General features: G+C 47.7%; 11 protein-coding genes, 1 pseudogene and 1 CRISPR repeat array (1 of these 13 only partly in view). Of the genes and pseudogenes, 6 read left to right on the top strand and 6 right to left on the bottom strand.

Annotated features, from left to right (window positions below):
* Positions 1–2: 2 nt before the first annotated feature.
* Positions 3–1,733, bottom strand: coding sequence for an iron uptake porin (locus AWQ21_RS15310; protein WP_157094811.1), 1,731 nt, complete (start codon positions 1,731–1,733; stop codon positions 3–5).
* A 594-nt stretch (positions 1,734–2,327) separates the two neighbouring features.
* On the opposite strand from AWQ21_RS15310, the gene AWQ21_RS15305 reads away from it, so the two are divergent.
* Positions 2,328–5,270 (top strand): cation-transporting P-type ATPase, encoded by a 2,943-nt coding sequence (locus AWQ21_RS15305; RefSeq protein ID WP_065715559.1) that lies wholly within the window; start codon positions 2,328–2,330, stop codon positions 5,268–5,270.
* Positions 5,271–5,310: 40 nt separating this feature from the next.
* On the opposite strand, the gene AWQ21_RS15300 is transcribed toward AWQ21_RS15305, so the two are convergent.
* Together AWQ21_RS15300 and AWQ21_RS16775 are read right to left on the bottom strand one after the other, a co-directional pair.
* Positions 5,311–5,910, bottom strand: coding sequence for an exopolysaccharide biosynthesis protein (locus AWQ21_RS15300; protein WP_065715558.1), 600 nt, complete (start codon positions 5,908–5,910; stop codon positions 5,311–5,313).
* Positions 5,911–5,995: 85 nt separating this feature from the next.
* Positions 5,996–6,139: pseudogene (locus tag AWQ21_RS16775) on the bottom strand (ABC transporter ATP-binding protein); the annotation flags it as partial.
* 486 nt (positions 6,140–6,625) lie between these two features.
* Here AWQ21_RS16775 and AWQ21_RS15295 point away from each other — a divergent pair.
* Both AWQ21_RS15295 and AWQ21_RS15290 read left to right on the top strand, forming a co-directional pair.
* Positions 6,626–7,273, top strand: coding sequence for a MotA/TolQ/ExbB proton channel family protein (locus AWQ21_RS15295; protein WP_065715557.1), 648 nt, complete (start codon positions 6,626–6,628; stop codon positions 7,271–7,273).
* A 206-nt stretch (positions 7,274–7,479) separates the two neighbouring features.
* A complete protein-coding gene (locus AWQ21_RS15290; RefSeq protein ID WP_065715556.1) occupies positions 7,480–7,902 on the top strand; it encodes a biopolymer transporter ExbD in 423 nt (140 codons plus the stop codon).
* 34 nt (positions 7,903–7,936) lie between these two features.
* On the opposite strand, the gene AWQ21_RS15285 is transcribed toward AWQ21_RS15290, so the two are convergent.
* The 3 genes from AWQ21_RS15285 to AWQ21_RS15270 form a co-directional block, all read right to left on the bottom strand.
* Positions 7,937–9,457 carry a gamma-glutamyltransferase gene (locus AWQ21_RS15285; RefSeq protein ID WP_065715555.1) on the bottom strand — a complete coding sequence of 507 codons (1,521 nt, stop codon included), beginning with the start codon at positions 9,455–9,457 and terminating at the stop codon, positions 7,937–7,939.
* 126 nt (positions 9,458–9,583) lie between these two features.
* On the bottom strand, positions 9,584–10,825 hold the full coding sequence (locus AWQ21_RS15280) for a hypothetical protein (protein ID WP_083998095.1): 1,242 nt from the start codon (positions 10,823–10,825) through the stop codon (positions 9,584–9,586).
* A gap of 337 nt (positions 10,826–11,162) precedes the next feature.
* Positions 11,163–12,347, bottom strand: coding sequence for a YafY family protein (locus AWQ21_RS15270; protein WP_065715552.1), 1,185 nt, complete (start codon positions 12,345–12,347; stop codon positions 11,163–11,165).
* Positions 12,348–12,670: 323 nt separating this feature from the next.
* On the opposite strand from AWQ21_RS15270, the gene csx18 reads away from it, so the two are divergent.
* From csx18 to cas2, 3 genes are read left to right on the top strand one after another with little or no spacing between them, the layout of a single operon-like run.
* A complete protein-coding gene (csx18, locus tag AWQ21_RS15265; RefSeq protein ID WP_065715551.1) occupies positions 12,671–12,967 on the top strand; it encodes a CRISPR-associated protein Csx18 in 297 nt (98 codons plus the stop codon).
* Positions 12,964–13,950 carry a CRISPR-associated endonuclease Cas1 gene (gene cas1, locus AWQ21_RS15260; protein ID WP_065715550.1) on the top strand — a complete coding sequence of 329 codons (987 nt, stop codon included), beginning with the start codon at positions 12,964–12,966 and terminating at the stop codon, positions 13,948–13,950. Before csx18 ends, cas1 begins: the two co-directional genes overlap by 4 nt.
* A complete protein-coding gene (cas2, locus tag AWQ21_RS15255; protein ID WP_065715549.1) occupies positions 13,947–14,228 on the top strand; it encodes a CRISPR-associated endonuclease Cas2 in 282 nt (93 codons plus the stop codon). The genes cas1 and cas2 overlap by 4 nt, the downstream gene beginning before the upstream one ends.
* A 177-nt stretch (positions 14,229–14,405) precedes the next feature.
* Positions 14,406–14,922: direct repeats of the CRISPR family, unit length 36 nt; unit sequence GTTTCTCTTTACCTGAGAAGCAAATAGATTGGAAAC (it continues 3,394 nt past the right edge of the window).

The raw sequence follows: 14,922 nt of genomic DNA, 5'->3' as shown, positions 1-14,922 counted from the left end.
TTCTAGAAGGTATAAGTCGTACGCAACGCAAAAACGCTGGTTGTTTCATTTTCGGCATCTCCTTCCGGATTGAAAATCACAAATGCCCCCGGCGTAATGCTGATATGATCATTGATTTGATGGCGATAAAAGGCTTCCAGTTGGTAGGGGGTTTGGCGATCGCCAATGTTTGCCGGACTTAAACTCGCCCCATTACCCGCATCCACCCGATAAAGTGGTTGACCAAACAAAATCCCTGCCGCATTGCCCTTCGCGAATGCATCTGGAAAATACAGACCCGCCATCCAACTGCTTAGATTTGTATAGGCAGAGCCACTCCCCGCCTGATCCGTCATAATGTACGCCCCATAACCCGTGAGATTTACCTTCGGACTAACACGCCAATTCACCGTTGCCCCAAAAGAGTTAAACTGCACCGGGGTGGTCAGCGGTAGATCTCCTAAAATACGTGTCTCAGCTCCTGTTAAACCCGTACCCGCAATGTTGATCTGGTGGTAGCTGTAGGCATAGTTCAGACCTAGATCAAGCTTGTCGTTGGGATAAAGCGTCAATTGCGTTGCAGCAATAAAACTGCCATTAAACAAGCCAGCCCCCAACGGCGTCCCCGGAAAGCCCTCATTACCAGGGATTGCCGCATTCACTGACCCATAGAGTGCTCGCCAATCGATGACATCATTGGGTTTATAGATAAAGCCAGCTGCGGAAGCGAGTCCTGTACCACTGGTTCCCCCAGACATCCGCAATACTGGATTCAAAGTTGCAAAGCGAGAAAGTGCCCCCTGGCCTTCACTGGCAAAAGGAAGAATCGCCGGAAAGGCATCGGTAACTTCCGCCTTCGGGCCAATAAATGCCGTTAATTTATCTGTGATCGGCGCAACATAGAGGAGTTTATACAGACAAAGGCTATTGTTACCGCAACTGGGTTGTAGATTTTGTGGATTCAAACCAGCAAATTGTGGTTCCCAGGCGAGGTTCGTCATGCCATCCCCAAGGATAGAGGCATCATTGGGAAAGAGAGTTTCGGCAAAATTACCTGTACCTGTAATAGATTTACCCGCCGAGAAATTGTAGGCTTGTAAGCCAGTAATCAGGGCATCTTTTCCGGTAAAACTGGTGGTCAAATTCAGCCGCAGACGATTATTGAAGGTAATCTGAGCATCGTTGCCCTCTGGTTCGCCACCCGTTGCCCCACTGATAGAGAAAATAGCTTCCCCATTCAGTTTTGTGGTCGTTGAAAATTGTTGGTTTTCGAGTTCACTGGTGCGGGCTTCGAGATCATCAACCCTTGCGCCGAGGGGAGCTAATTCCGCCTGAAACTCGTTGGTCAATCGCCGGAGGGTCGCGAGATCGCTGGAGGATACATCGGCATTATTGCCTTGGATCTGCCGTTCTAGGGCATTGAGGCAAGCATTTAGTCCGGCGGCAAATTCATAACGGCTCAGGGGGCGATCGCCACGGAATGTTTGATCCGGATAACCAACAATGCAACCATACCGTTCCACTAGACTTTGTAGGGCTTCATAGGCCCAATCCGTCGGCTTCACGTCCCGTAATCTCGATACTGAGGCCATTTGTCCCATGGAGGCCGAGGCTAGATAACGAGCCTCCTGTAGTGTTGGTGAACTCAGCGATGTTTCCGAATTAATTTCCTGGGCCTGTAGTGGCGTAGCAGCCTGAAAAATATTGCCCCCAACGATCAAAGTAGTCAGCCAAAAAAGTTTCTGTTGTCTCATAACAGTAGATTCCTCCTCGATAAATATAAAACTGCTTAAAATGCCCAAGAAAGTTCCAATTGTTTCTGTGCTAAAACTCTAATTACTACAAAGAAAATATGGGTAAGCTGCCATGCCAGTGATGATCAAAAATTTACGACGACTGTATTGATTCATATATTTGTGTTTACTTTGACTAGGTGCTGTACTCGATTGATCGAAGGATCAGTGACGGGAAACCGTGAGAGAGAAAGGGCAGAATCCCCAAGGACATTGCCCTTAAACTTGGCCTATTGATAGTCTTTCGACTATGAATGTGAGATTTAATATAGTCCTAAGACCATGACATGTAAATAAGCTGGGCTTGAGTCTTTCTGGGCAAAAAAATAACTAAAACTTATCTAAAATTGGTTCAAAAAATGCTTTCGGGTACTGCATCGTGAATTTTTTCTGGGATTGTGGCTATGGCAACTGCAATGTTTATGCTGTGATGTGAGCAAGTCATTCCAGTAGATGATGATGTAAAGAATCGTTGATCCTTACGGGGGAAGATGTTTGTTTTGGCGTGGGTTGTGACAGCATCGAATTAATTGTGTTTTCTGGTGGGTCGCAGTGATGGAACCAAATCATATTTGGACATTTGTTCCGGAAGATGTTTATGCTGTCCTAGAATCTCAACCTGACGGCTTATCGGCCCAGGCAGCGCAGCAACGTTTAGAAAAATTTGGGCCGAATGCTCTACCACAGCCACCTCAACGGCCGTTGTGGCTCAAGTTTTTGGATCAAGTGACCCACTTTATGGCTTTGCTATTGTGGGTGGCAGGAATTTTAGCGTTTGTGTCGGGAACGCCGGAGTTGGGTTGGGCGATCTGGACTGTGATCTGGGTTAATGGGATCTTTAGTTTTTGGCAGGAGTTCCAGGCAGAAAAATCCCTAGCGGCCTTAAAAAAGGTGTTGCCAGCCCAGGTTAAGGTTTATCGAGATGGTGCACTCCAATCGATTCCGGCGGTGGAACTGGTACCGGGAGATGTGATGCAACTTGAAGAAGGCGATCGCCTTTCTGCCGATGCCCGGTTGGTGTCTTCAGAAAGTTTATATCTTGATCTTTCGGTGATGACGGGGGAGTCTTTACCTGTGGCGCGGAATGCCTATCCGGTACGTGTGCGAGAAACAGCATCTGTGCGCGGCGGCCAGCCCCTCCGGCAAGGGGAACAACCCACCCAAGAAAAAACAAATCCTGCGGAAATTGCTAATTTACTCTTAGCGGGTTCAACAGTTTCTTCGGGGCGGGGGGTGGCGGTCGTCTATGGCACTGGTGCCCAAACAGAATTTGGCCATGTGGCGCACCTGACGACCAATGTTAAACGAGAACCCAGTAGCCTCGAAGTTCAGGTAGGCAAGATTGTTCGGATTATTACGGCGATCGCCCTGACGATGGGGGTGATTGTTTTTCTGCTGACAGAATTTTTAGTGGGGATGAAACTGCGGGAAAGTTTCGTCTTCGCCATCGGCATTATCGTTGCCCTCGTGCCAGAAGGGTTGCTGCCCACCGTTACCCTGGCCTTGGCGATGGGCGTCCGGCGGATGGTGCGCAAAAATGCCCTGGTGCGCCGTCTGTCTGCGGTGGAAACCCTCAGTGCCACCACGGTGATCTGTACTGATAAAACGGGCACCCTCACCAAAAATGAAATGACCGTCCATTACCTCTGGTTGCCCTGGTTAACTGAAGCAGAACTGCCCGTTCAACCGCCTTTGCAAACCCCTAATCATGGCCAACCTGGAGAAATTCAACCCTTTTTAATCGAAGTCACTGGTGCCGGTTACGACCCTGGATCTGGCACCGTGAATTTAGCCGCAGATTTCACTGCCCGCTGGAAAATAGATCTTTTACTGACGGGGGCCGCCCTTTGTTCCAATGCCCAGCTTGTCCACCTCGACACACCGAGTCGCTGGCAGGAAATTGGGGATCCTACCGAAGCCGCTTTGATCGTTGTTGCAACGAAGGCCGGCTTAAATCTTCAACATCTACAACAACAATATCCCCGATTACGGGAAATTCCCTTTGATTCTCGCCGGCGCCTGATGACGGTGGTTTTAGATTGGCAAGAATCAGATATTTGGCAAAGCGAACTGCCCTGTATGGCCTTTACAAAAGGGGCACCATTGGAAGTGTTGCGCCATTGTCAGGCGGTGTTGCGCAATGGGTCGATCCAAACTTTGGGCCATGAACAGTGGGAAGAGGTAGTCCAAGCCAATGATCGCCTTGCGGCCCAGGGGTTCCGGGTGCTGGGGGTGGCGGCGCGACGGGGACAACGGGATTTGGTCGATCTGCGCGCCCAAGAGCTAGAGCAGGATTTAATTTTTATTGGTTTAATTGCGATGTTTGATCCGCCTCGCCCGGAGGTGAAGCAGGCGATCGCCCAATGTCATACCGCTGGCATTAAGGTGACGATGGTGACGGGGGACTATGGTCTCACAGCCCAGGCGATCGCCCAACAAATTGGCATTGTTAATCAGCAGGTGCGGGTCGTCACCGGGGAAGGCATGGGCCACCTATCCGATGCTCAACTGCGGCAAATCCTGAAATATCGGTCAGGTCTCGTATTTGCGCGCATGTCCCCCGAACAAAAGTTACGCCTGGTACAAGCCTATAAAGACATTGGAGAAGTGGTTGCGGTAACTGGGGATGGCGTGAACGATGCCCCGGCCTTGCGGGCGGCCCACATTGGCATCGCCATGGGATTAAATGGTACCGACGTCGCCAGGGAAGCGGCGGATATCGTGCTCACCGATGACAACTTTGCGACGATTATCAGTGCCGTAGAACAGGGCCGCACCGTTTACCAAAATATCCGCAAATTTATCACCTATATCTTGGCTTCTAATGTGGCAGAGGTAGTCCCCTTTTTGTTGATGGTCGCCCTTAAAATTCCCCCAGCTTTGGTTATTATGCAAATTTTAGCGGTGGATTTGGGCACGGATATGATCCCGGCTTTGGCATTGGGCACCGAAGCAGCAGAAGTGGGAATCATGACCCAAGCTCCCCGTAAAAAATCCCAAAATCTCCTGGGGCGATCGCTGTTGATTCGCGCCTACTGTTTCTTGGGCTTAATTGAAGCCACCCTCGGTATGGTGGGCTTTTTTATTGTTTGGTGGAGTTATGGCTATGGTCTGGCTGATCTCCAGGCCATTACCCCCGACCTCCTGCACCATGGCGCTGATGCGGCCACCACCGCGATCTATGCCCAGGCCACCACCATGACCCTCGCCGTGATTGTCGCCTGCCAAGATGGAAATGTGTTTGCCTGTCGTTCTGAAAATGTCTCGATTTTTCGTCTGGGATTTTTTTCCAATCCACTGATTTGGGTGGGCATTGCCACTGAGTGGATGTTGGTGATTGCCATTACCAAAAGTGCGTTCTTCCAAAATATTTTCCAGACCGCTCCCCTAGCACCTTGGCAATGGCTTTTATTAATTATTTGCCCACCGTTAATCTTGGGGATCGATGAACTACGAAAAGGATTCTTTGCCCCAAAAGATAAACATTTCCCTTCTTAATAAGAAGTTTTGACTGGGCTGGTATTCACGAAGAAAAAGTTTAAAAATATTGATGAATAAATTGGAATACATTACTGCCCGTCCAAATGAGGCTAATGAGGATGCCGATAAAAACCAAGGCGATCGCCACCCCTAATAAGCTCAAGACTCCATCGTTTTCCTGGAGCCCAAGGGCCGAAAAAAAGATGGCGATCGCCGGCACCGTATTCGCACCAGGAATCGGTAAAATCACCAATAGAGCCATAGCTGATAAAATAATCCCCAGAATAATTCGTCCCGGTAGACTGTGACAAATGGGTGTGAGACGGGGTTTTGTGATTTTTTCTATCCTTTTTAACCAGGGAATGAGATAACCCATAAATCGCTGAATTTGCGGTAGAGGAAAAGAAGTTTTTAGGACTTTCTGGGGCACCCAAGGTTTAGATTGCCCTAGACACAGTTGCAGAGTGATCGACAACATCGCTATCCCAAAAATAAAGGAGGTGCCAGGAATTGCAAAAATACTCAGAAAAGCAATTAAAGCAAGAGGAAAACCAAATAACCTTTCCTCGGTGAGAGCAAAAACATTAGCCAGACTAACTCTCTCAGGACGCTCCTCCTCAAAAAAATAGTGGTGTAGTTTTTCAGAAAGTTTTTTCATGCTGACTAGGCGAACCAAAAAACGGTTCATTTACTGATAGCGTTCGAGAAAATTCAAGGCCTCAGAGCCTGTTTATAAATGACCTCTCATTGCGCAGATCATAGTATTTTTGGGTTTCCCGTAGTTCATGAATGTGACGGAGTCGGGGGAGATATACCGTTAAAACTTGCCCAATTGTAGCCTAGGGACCGTTGGTCAGCATCACGACTTTGTCAGACATCAACAGAGCTTAGCAATTTTTTCACAGATGTCGAGCCTACATACAGAGGCTACCACTGTTAGATGACTCTCTTGCAATAATTTGAGCATTGTCGATTCCGGTTCGCTACATCGACGAGTTATCTTTCCTCGCTCTAAGGGGGATGGGGACTGTCGCCCATTGGTTCAAGCAACTTTTTTCACATTTATTGTGAATTCCTCGCGATAAATTAGACAATTTAGAGATTATTAGAGATAATGTCAAGCTTTTTCATCACCAATATTTTTTATTGGAGATTGCCGTAGAGCTGCATTGAGAAGCTAGAATCCGCCAAAATTAGGCATTAAAAGTATGTTTAGAGATTGTAGCCCTAAATTAAACACTTTATTTTTGCTAGATATTTTGATATACCAGAGTAAAGTTGTTGAGAATAATTTGAGTTAATGTCTAGTCATCTGGGCAGAGGTGGCAGATAATAATTCTTAAATGCCCTCGCACATTTCAACCCATACCACTATGAACATCACAAATTTCTTTGCCGCCGGTGGCATCGTCGCCTACCCGTTGCTTATTTTTTCTCTGGCTGGCGTAGCTTGTATTATCGAACGATCTGTATTTTGGTGGCGGATTAATCGTCGGCAGCGTCAAGTCGTCCGGGACGCCCTCGGTTTGTATCGTCAAGATCCGTTCAATGCCATGAAATTCTTGAAGCGCAATGCGGATCTGCCCATTGCCCGGATTTTCTTAGAAGCCCTCGATTTAGAAAATCCCAACAGTGAAGAGTTTCGCCTCGCCCTCGAAAGTGCTACCCAGGCCGAAATTCCGACCTTAAAACGCTTTAATACTGTGTTTGACACAATTATTGCCGTTTCGCCACTCCTGGGACTGTTGGGAACAATCTTAGGATTGATGCAATCTTTTTCGGCGCTCAACATTGGTGATGTGGGCAATACCAACGCTGCCGGGGTGACGGGTGGGATTAGTGAAGCATTGGTTTCTACGGTAATGGGTTTGGTTGTGGCGATCTTTACCTTACTCTTTGCCAATCTCTTTAATGGGTTATATCAACGCAACTTAGCTTTTATCCAAGAATATGGTGGCCAGTTAGAATTGCTATATCGTCGCTTTTACGAAAAGAGTGAAGCAGCAATTATGAACCGCTAATTTCTACCCATGAACCGACGCACAGCTATTTTTTATATCAATTTCTTGGTTTGATCCCTAAATCTCCCCACTAAAACTCCGGCAGAATGGAGACTTTAATTCTATTGATTGACCGAAAATCTCCCCCAGATTGGGGGCCGGGGGCTTTATAAATCGGCTCTAAGTTTAATTCTTTTATTTTTAACTTTTATTTTTAATTTACTACCATGCGTATTCCCCAGGAAGAACAAAGATCCGCAGGCATTAATATTGTGCCAATGATTGATATTATCTTTTCAATTTTGGCCTATTTTATTATTTCAACCCTTTATCTCACAAAGTCCAAAGGCCTACCGGTTAATCTACCTGGGGCAAATACAGCGCAACAGCAGCCTAGTACTGAAATTACGGTGACCATCGATGCGGCGGGAGATATTTTTCTGAACGAGGCATTGATTGAGATCGCTACACTCCGGGCTAGCATCCGAAATCTAATGGCCGAAACTCCAGAAACCTTGATTATTATCAATGCCGACAAAGCAGTGAGTCACGGTGCGGTGGTTGAGGTGATGGACGAAGTTCGACAAATTGAGGGGGCAAGATTGGCGATCGCCGCCCAAAAGGAAACAACCCCCGTCAGCACTGATTAATATCGCAATTCCTCAAATAAACACAGATACAACTTTAGGCAAAAGCGACACTGCCCTCCCGTCGGGGATCGGCGATCGCCTGTAATTGCTGCTCTTCTTCAGACCACAATGCAGCCTGTACGCCACCAAAATACATTGATAGCGGCGGAAACCCCCGGAGCGGCATCGACAGATTCGACAAAGTCTCAGCCCTTAAATTTTCTTCGTAGGCAATCATCAATTGGTCGTCAAACTCTTCCACATGGAGGCGCGGTCGTCGGATGGCCTCCCTGAGGGAATCGCCATGCACTATAAAGTTGGTCAGTGACTGGGCGATCGCCGTGGTGATCCGCGAGGCACCAGGAGAACCAATTGACAATACAGATCCATTCCGGTGGCGAGCAATGGTGGGGGCCATATTCGAAATTAATCTGGTGCCTGGCGCAATGGGTTCACTCTGTTCTCGATGCAGCTCTAGCTCACCCAGGGAATTGTTTAACCAAAAATTACGACCGGGAATCACTGCCCCAGAGCCATAACCAGCCGATGCCGTCAGCGAACAGGCACAACCTTGATCATCGACCGTAGAAACATGGATCGTAGAAGGTGAACTGCGGTAATGATCGAGCTGATTCATCCGGGCAAAATATAGCAAATCCGTGACCGCCTGCCATCGATCTTGGTCAACATTGAGATGTTCAAAACGATAGTTGAGGACGGCCTCTTGAATCGCGGCAATGGTGTCATGATCTAAATTTTGGCGAGTCTGCTGAAGAAGAAGTAAAGCAGCTAAACAAGCACCACCCACTGCGGGGGCCGGGTTGGTAACAATTTCCCAATCACCATAACTAATCCGAATCGGTTCTCTGATGATTGCTGCGTAGCTTGCCAAGTCAGCTTGGGTAATTGCCCCGTGCGATCGCCCCATTTCAGCGACTAATTCCTGGGCTAAAGTCCCTTGATACAAACATTCGGGGCCTTCATCAGCTATGAGATATAGGGTTTTAGCGAGGTCTGGTAAGCGAACAATGTCGCCAGCCTTGAGGTAATCTTTGCCATTGGGATGAACGAGTTGATAACTTTCTGGATGCCAACCAAAAATCGCTGCGTGGGCATGTTCTAAATACATTCCTGAGACACGGGACAGGGGGCAGCCCTGCTCTACCACTTTAGCCACAGGCGTGATTAATTCTGCCCAAGACAATTGGCCATATTCTGCTGAGGCTTTGGCAATCCCAGCGAACATCCCTGGCACGGCCACCGCACCATAACCGATCCCGGTATAAATGCCGCCGCCATAGTTCAGCAAGGTCTTTTGTAACTCTGGGTAGGGGCGATCGCCAGGAAAATCTTTACCAGGCATCGCCGCATAGGCATCAATAACAACGGGTTCTCGATCCTGGGGCCAAATTGTGATGAAACCACTCCCGCCCGGTGCCATGACCCCCAATTCACAACACATAGAAGTTAATGTGGCGGCGAGGGCAGCATCGATGGCGTTACCTCCCTGGGCGATAATCTCTGCGCCGATGTTGGCAGCAAGTTTAGAATCAGCGGCGATCGCGACTTTGGTCATCGTTTTTGATTAGCTATTTTTGATCAAAGGGCACTTTAATTTTTTTCCGTACATCAATTTTCAGCTGAAAATCTAGATCTGTCTTCAAAGCGAGTTCTAAAGCCAAATCACCTGATGTTAAAAGGGTTAGCCCCGTAGTCGTTTCTGCAAATACTCACAGGTCCAGCCCCGTTCCACTAGTACCTGCCAGGACACCAGATGAATACCATCCCGCACCAGATAATCCCCATCCACCTCTTCGTAATAGCCCAAACGCCCCAATTTCTTCATCGCCTCAAACCAATAGAAGAAGTTGGCCTTTTCACTGGTGTGATTATTCGCCACCGCATTTCTCACCGCATAGACAAAAAAGCCCGCTGGATTTTTCACATAGTGGTCACGCCGATACCGCTGATAGGCGGCGATCGCCCCTTCGATGATTTCTGCTGCCGTTGTCTTCACTAACCGCACCAGAGCAGGATTCAGCACAATCCCTAGCTCATCAAGCCGTTCCAAATGAGCCTTGGCTTGGGAATTCACCACAACATCCACTTGCTCCGCTTTTTCCGTTTGCTGTTTTTCTTCAATGGCCTCAGTTGTATCGTTCCCAACTTCCCGAACCGGCGATCGCTTATCTTTTTCTTTCTCTTTTTGCCTCAATTCCGTTGATTCCGTTGAAAACTCAACCCTTTCCCCAGAATTAGAAGTTGATTGACGCCCTTCTTGCTCCCTAGGCCCGATAACCAGCGGTTTCTCAGCCACCAGCCCACTATCATCCCCATCAATCTTTCTTGTTAATTCTACACTTTGGCCCGCCGCTTTTTTTTTCTCTTGGTCTAATTTGTGAGTTTCACCAGTGACTGCATTTTCAGCTTTATGGTTTTTAACATTTTCTCCTTGGCTAGATTGATTTTCCTGTTCCAGTACCTCAGTCACTTGAGAATCCAAAAAAGAAAATTTTAATTGAACAGCAGAACAGGCTTGATCTGTTGAATCTTTAGTATCTATATAAGAAGGTACGGCAGCATCAGGGTTTGAGGCGCGTTTTTGGGAAGTTTTATTCCCAAACTGGGAAGTTTTGTTCTCGGTTTGGGAAGTTTTATTCCCGGGACGATAGGCGGCGAGTTTGTAGATTTTGCTGTTGTACTGGCGCTGAATATCGACGAGACCAATGTCTGCGAGTTCGGTAATGGCCTGGCGGATCCACTTAAAGCAATAGGGTTGACTGCGGAAGGTACCTGTCCAGTGACGGAAAATATCGAGGTCTGCTTCAAAGGTTGTACCGGCGGGGCGTTTGCGTAGAAGCCAGTTGTAGAGGGTGGCGGCGCAGCGACTGACTTGGTTGAGGAGGTAGTCACTATCGGCGGTAATCATGGCAAAAGCAGTCATTTTTTTTATTCTCCAGATGGGGGGGTTGGAGAATCAGCAAAAAAGCTGCTAGAATATACCCATCAAGAACCCCTGCAAAAAAGTTCTTTGGTGGGTTGGTGGAATTCTAGCTTTTGGGCTTTTCCGCTGACCCTCATCTTTTTTAAATTTCTCTAATTCTACAGGATCTTCTCCAGGAAAGGGAAAGCCCCTTAGGGGAGATCTATATCAGCTAACCTAGCGTTGCCGCTTGACTGTGACGAAAAGCCGCGTATTCTGGCAGCATTTGGTTCAAGGCATTGAAGCGGCAGTAATTTAATAAAACTATACAAAACTCCTGACAAAGCAGAGCCAATGGCTAGGAAGTATAGCGTTGGAGGAGCTGCTGGGCGATTTGCTGGTGTTGTTTGATTAAAAAATCAGGTGCTAAGATTTGGGCATTCTCACCGTATCTCATCAACCAACGCATGAATTCAGGCAGCGATCGCCGGGGTAATGTCACTGAGTAGTCAATATATTTAGGTTGATAACCCCTAGATGCTTTTGGGCCTTTGCGGATCTGTTGGCTGGGGTGTCGCTGTTCTGCTTCGAGGGCGATCATGGCAGCGCCATCAAAAAAGCGTACTTTAATGGGAATCAACTCAGTGGTGCCTCGCAGTTCAGCCTGTTGCTCTTCTGCTGTCCCTAATCGGAGACCCCATCCCTGTTCTAGGAGTTGATGGGCGATCGCCAATCGTTCCCGCTGTTTGTCTAAGCCCCGCCCCTGGGGATCAATAATTCTGAAATGTTCCGCAAACCGATTGAGGCGACCAACCACCAGACATCCGGTTTGACAGTCTTCGTAGAGGAGATACCAAGCGACATGATAAAAAATCAGTTGCAGGGGCCAGACCTGCTGTAATCCCAGATATTTTTCTGTGTAGGGGGAGCTATGGCGACTAATTTCAATTTTTTGTCCTTTCCAGATTGCGGCTTCAAGGTCTGGTAGATGATGAAAGAGCGTGTGTCGATATTCACCCTGGGCCATCATCAGTTCTGGGTCGGTCTGATTAACGGGATGATTGCGGTTTTGGCGGATGGGGTAGGTGGGGTCTAGGTCTTTAAAATCAAAGCCCCGCAGATAACGTTGGATCTTTTCTAAGGCTTGACGGTAGCGAAAATCTCCCAAATCGTGGGCGATCGCCGCCATACCATTGAGAGCCAGTTGCAGATCCGCAGCGCTAAAGACCCCCGTCCCTAGGTAGTAGCCCCAGCGATACATCCGATTTTCGAGAATGCCATAGGTGCGTAAAAAGCTAAAGTCCTTACGGATAGTCGCTAGGGAAGGATAATTTGGTTTAAAGTCAATGTTTAATTCGCGGGCGATCGCCTGCCATTTTTCTTGCACAGCAGCTAAGGCATTGTGGTGCCCTGCCCGATGACCCATGCCATCAACATCCGGACACCCCACCCCCGGAAAACGGACTAAGGCCGTGATTAAAACGAGTAGGCGCTCGAAACTTTTTTGGTCAGAGTAAGGATGGGTTGTGGACACTTTTGGCATGATCTTGACCCAGGGCTAACCCACTATCTCTTTTATTGTCTACCAAAAGAAACTATTGCAGCATTGCTTCTATTGATTTTTAATCAAGTAAAAAGTTCTGTTCAACGATATTGTCTTTTTCGTGATTATGCTTGGTGACATTTGATTCAATAGGGTTTGTCTGTAGTAAGAGGCCATTTATAAAGCAAATGATTTTCTTAATTTGCCCCCTCAATCTCCTTACTAAACCTCCGGAAAATGGGGGGCTTTGATGACCGAAAATCTCCCCCAGTCTAGGGGCCGGGGGGCTTGACCAATCAGCTCTTAGTTTGGAGTTTGAAGCGATGTATCTTTCTTCACGCGGTATTGTTGTTCGGAATTTGGCGGCGGCCCTCATTAATGGTGCCATTACCCTGGTGATCCTTTTGATTGCGCCTCTGGGTTTAGCGGCAGTGATCATGAATACGATCCTCGTGGGACTTTCGACATTTTTTGTTTGTAGTGCGATGGATCTTGTCAGTGCTTGGCTATTGGGGGGCGCGACACCACCGCAATCTTTGGGGGCCACTCGTCGCGGTGATCTGACCCAAACTTCCCGCCAAAAGGATATTTATCCCTACGGCGATCGCCAAGACCGATGAGAACCCTCTATGTGTCGGAGCAGGGTTGTTATCTGCGGTTACGACAGGAATATTTAGGGGTTTGGCGTCAGCAGGCTTGTCTCACGGAAATACAGTTGCCCCACCTGGAGCAGGTGCTCATTTTTGGGCAGTCACAACTCTCCACCCAGGCGATTCGGGCTTGTCTTTGGCGGGATATTCCGATTATTTTTCTCTCGCGGATGGGTTTTTGTTATGGGCGCATTATGGCTCTGGAGCGGGGTTATCGCCATTTATCTCGGTATCAGCAAGCGTTATCGACAGTGGATAAGTTAACGGTGGCCCGGGCGATCGCCGGGGCGAAGCTTCAGAATAGTCGGGTGCTCCTCCAGCGGCAGCAGCGTAAACGGCCCCTAGAACCGGTCGCCTTTGCCATCGAAAGTTTGGGGTATCTGCGTCAACAGATTTCCGTCGCTGATTCTGTGGAACGAATTATGGGGCTAGAAGGGGCCGCCGCCGCCAGTTATTTTAATGGCCTGAGTTATTGTCTACGCAATGATCAGTTTCCTTTTATGGGGCGATCGCGACGGCCACCGTTGAATCCGGTAAATGCGCTGCTCAGTTTTGGTTATCAGGTGTTGTGGAACCATCTGTTTAGTCTGATCGAAATTCGGGGTCTTGATCCCTATCAGGGTTGTTTGCACCAGGGTTCAGAGCGTCACGGGGCTTTAGTTTCGGATCTAATCGAAGAGTTTCGCGCCCCTATTGTGGATAGTTTGGTTTTGTATCTCGTGAATAAAAACATCATCAAGCCAGATCATTTTATCTATCGGGATGGGGGCTGTTTTCTAAATCAAGGGGGACGCAAGGTTTATCTGTCGGCTTTTGTGCAGCAGATGGAAACGACTATTTCCATCGAGGATCGTCAGGAACCGCGCTGGCATCTGTTGACGCGACAAGTCCGTGCGTTCCAAAATTTTGTTTATCGTCCGGTGTTGGGCTATGCACCCTACGAAATTCGTTGATGTTTTATCTGGTGGCCTATGACATTTGTGATAACAAACGGCGCAAAAAGATCGCGGATCTGCTGGAGGGCTACGGGGTGCGGGTGCAATATTCTGTTTTTGAATGTCATCTCTCTCCCAAAAAGTACAAGGAGTTGAAAAAGCGGCTTTTGCGTCACTACAAGGAGGATAAGGGGGACAGTTTACGGTTTTATCCGGTTTCCGGTCATACTTTGTCTCAGGTAGAAGTTTGGGGATCTCCTCCTCTAACTTGTCCGCCTTCTTCAACGATTATTTAGCGACCAATGTGGGAAATGGCTGAAAGGGTACCAACTGTGTTCTATTGCTCGACTGCTTGTCTAGAAAGGTTTTCAGGGATTTTTGATTGGGTTTTTTCCTTAGAGTCTGGTAAGATTTTGCTATCGGTCGCAAATGCTTGCTGGAGTTCTCTCCGAACAAGCTTTTGAAAGACCAGCGTTTCTCTTTACCTGAGAAGCAAATAGATTGGAAACCTGACGGACTCCATATCCTCAGTCTGTTCCATGAGGTGTTTCTCTTTACCTGAGAAGCAAATAGATTGGAAACTTAAAGTATACAAATTAGCGATGCTCCTAAAAAAAGGGGTTTCTCTTTACCTGAGAAGCAAATAGATTGGAAACTAAAACCGAACATATTATTAAACCCACTATAAACAAGTTTCTCTTTACCTGAGAAGCAAATAGATTGGAAACCATCCTCCTCGATAGGGTCTTCCGGGTCATCGTAGACAAGTTTCTCTTTACCTGAGAAGCAAATAGATTGGAAACACCATGAAGAAACGCCGTCGTAAATAACCTGATTCCCCCGTTTCTCTTTACCTGAGAAGCAAATAGATTGGAAACTTGTGGGACTTAGCCCACTTGGTTGCCAGAGCAAGCAGCTTAGGTTTCTCTTTACCTGAGAAGCAAATAGATTGGAAACATTGCATCTTGGTAAACAGTCATGACAAAATAC

Origin of the sequence: Picosynechococcus sp. PCC 7003 (genome assembly GCF_001693255.1) — a bacterium.
Taxonomy (GTDB): Bacteria; Cyanobacteriota; Cyanobacteriia; order Cyanobacteriales; family MRBY01; genus MRBY01.
Note: the sequence above shows the minus strand (reverse complement) of the source record. Positions and strands in the feature narration are given on the sequence as shown.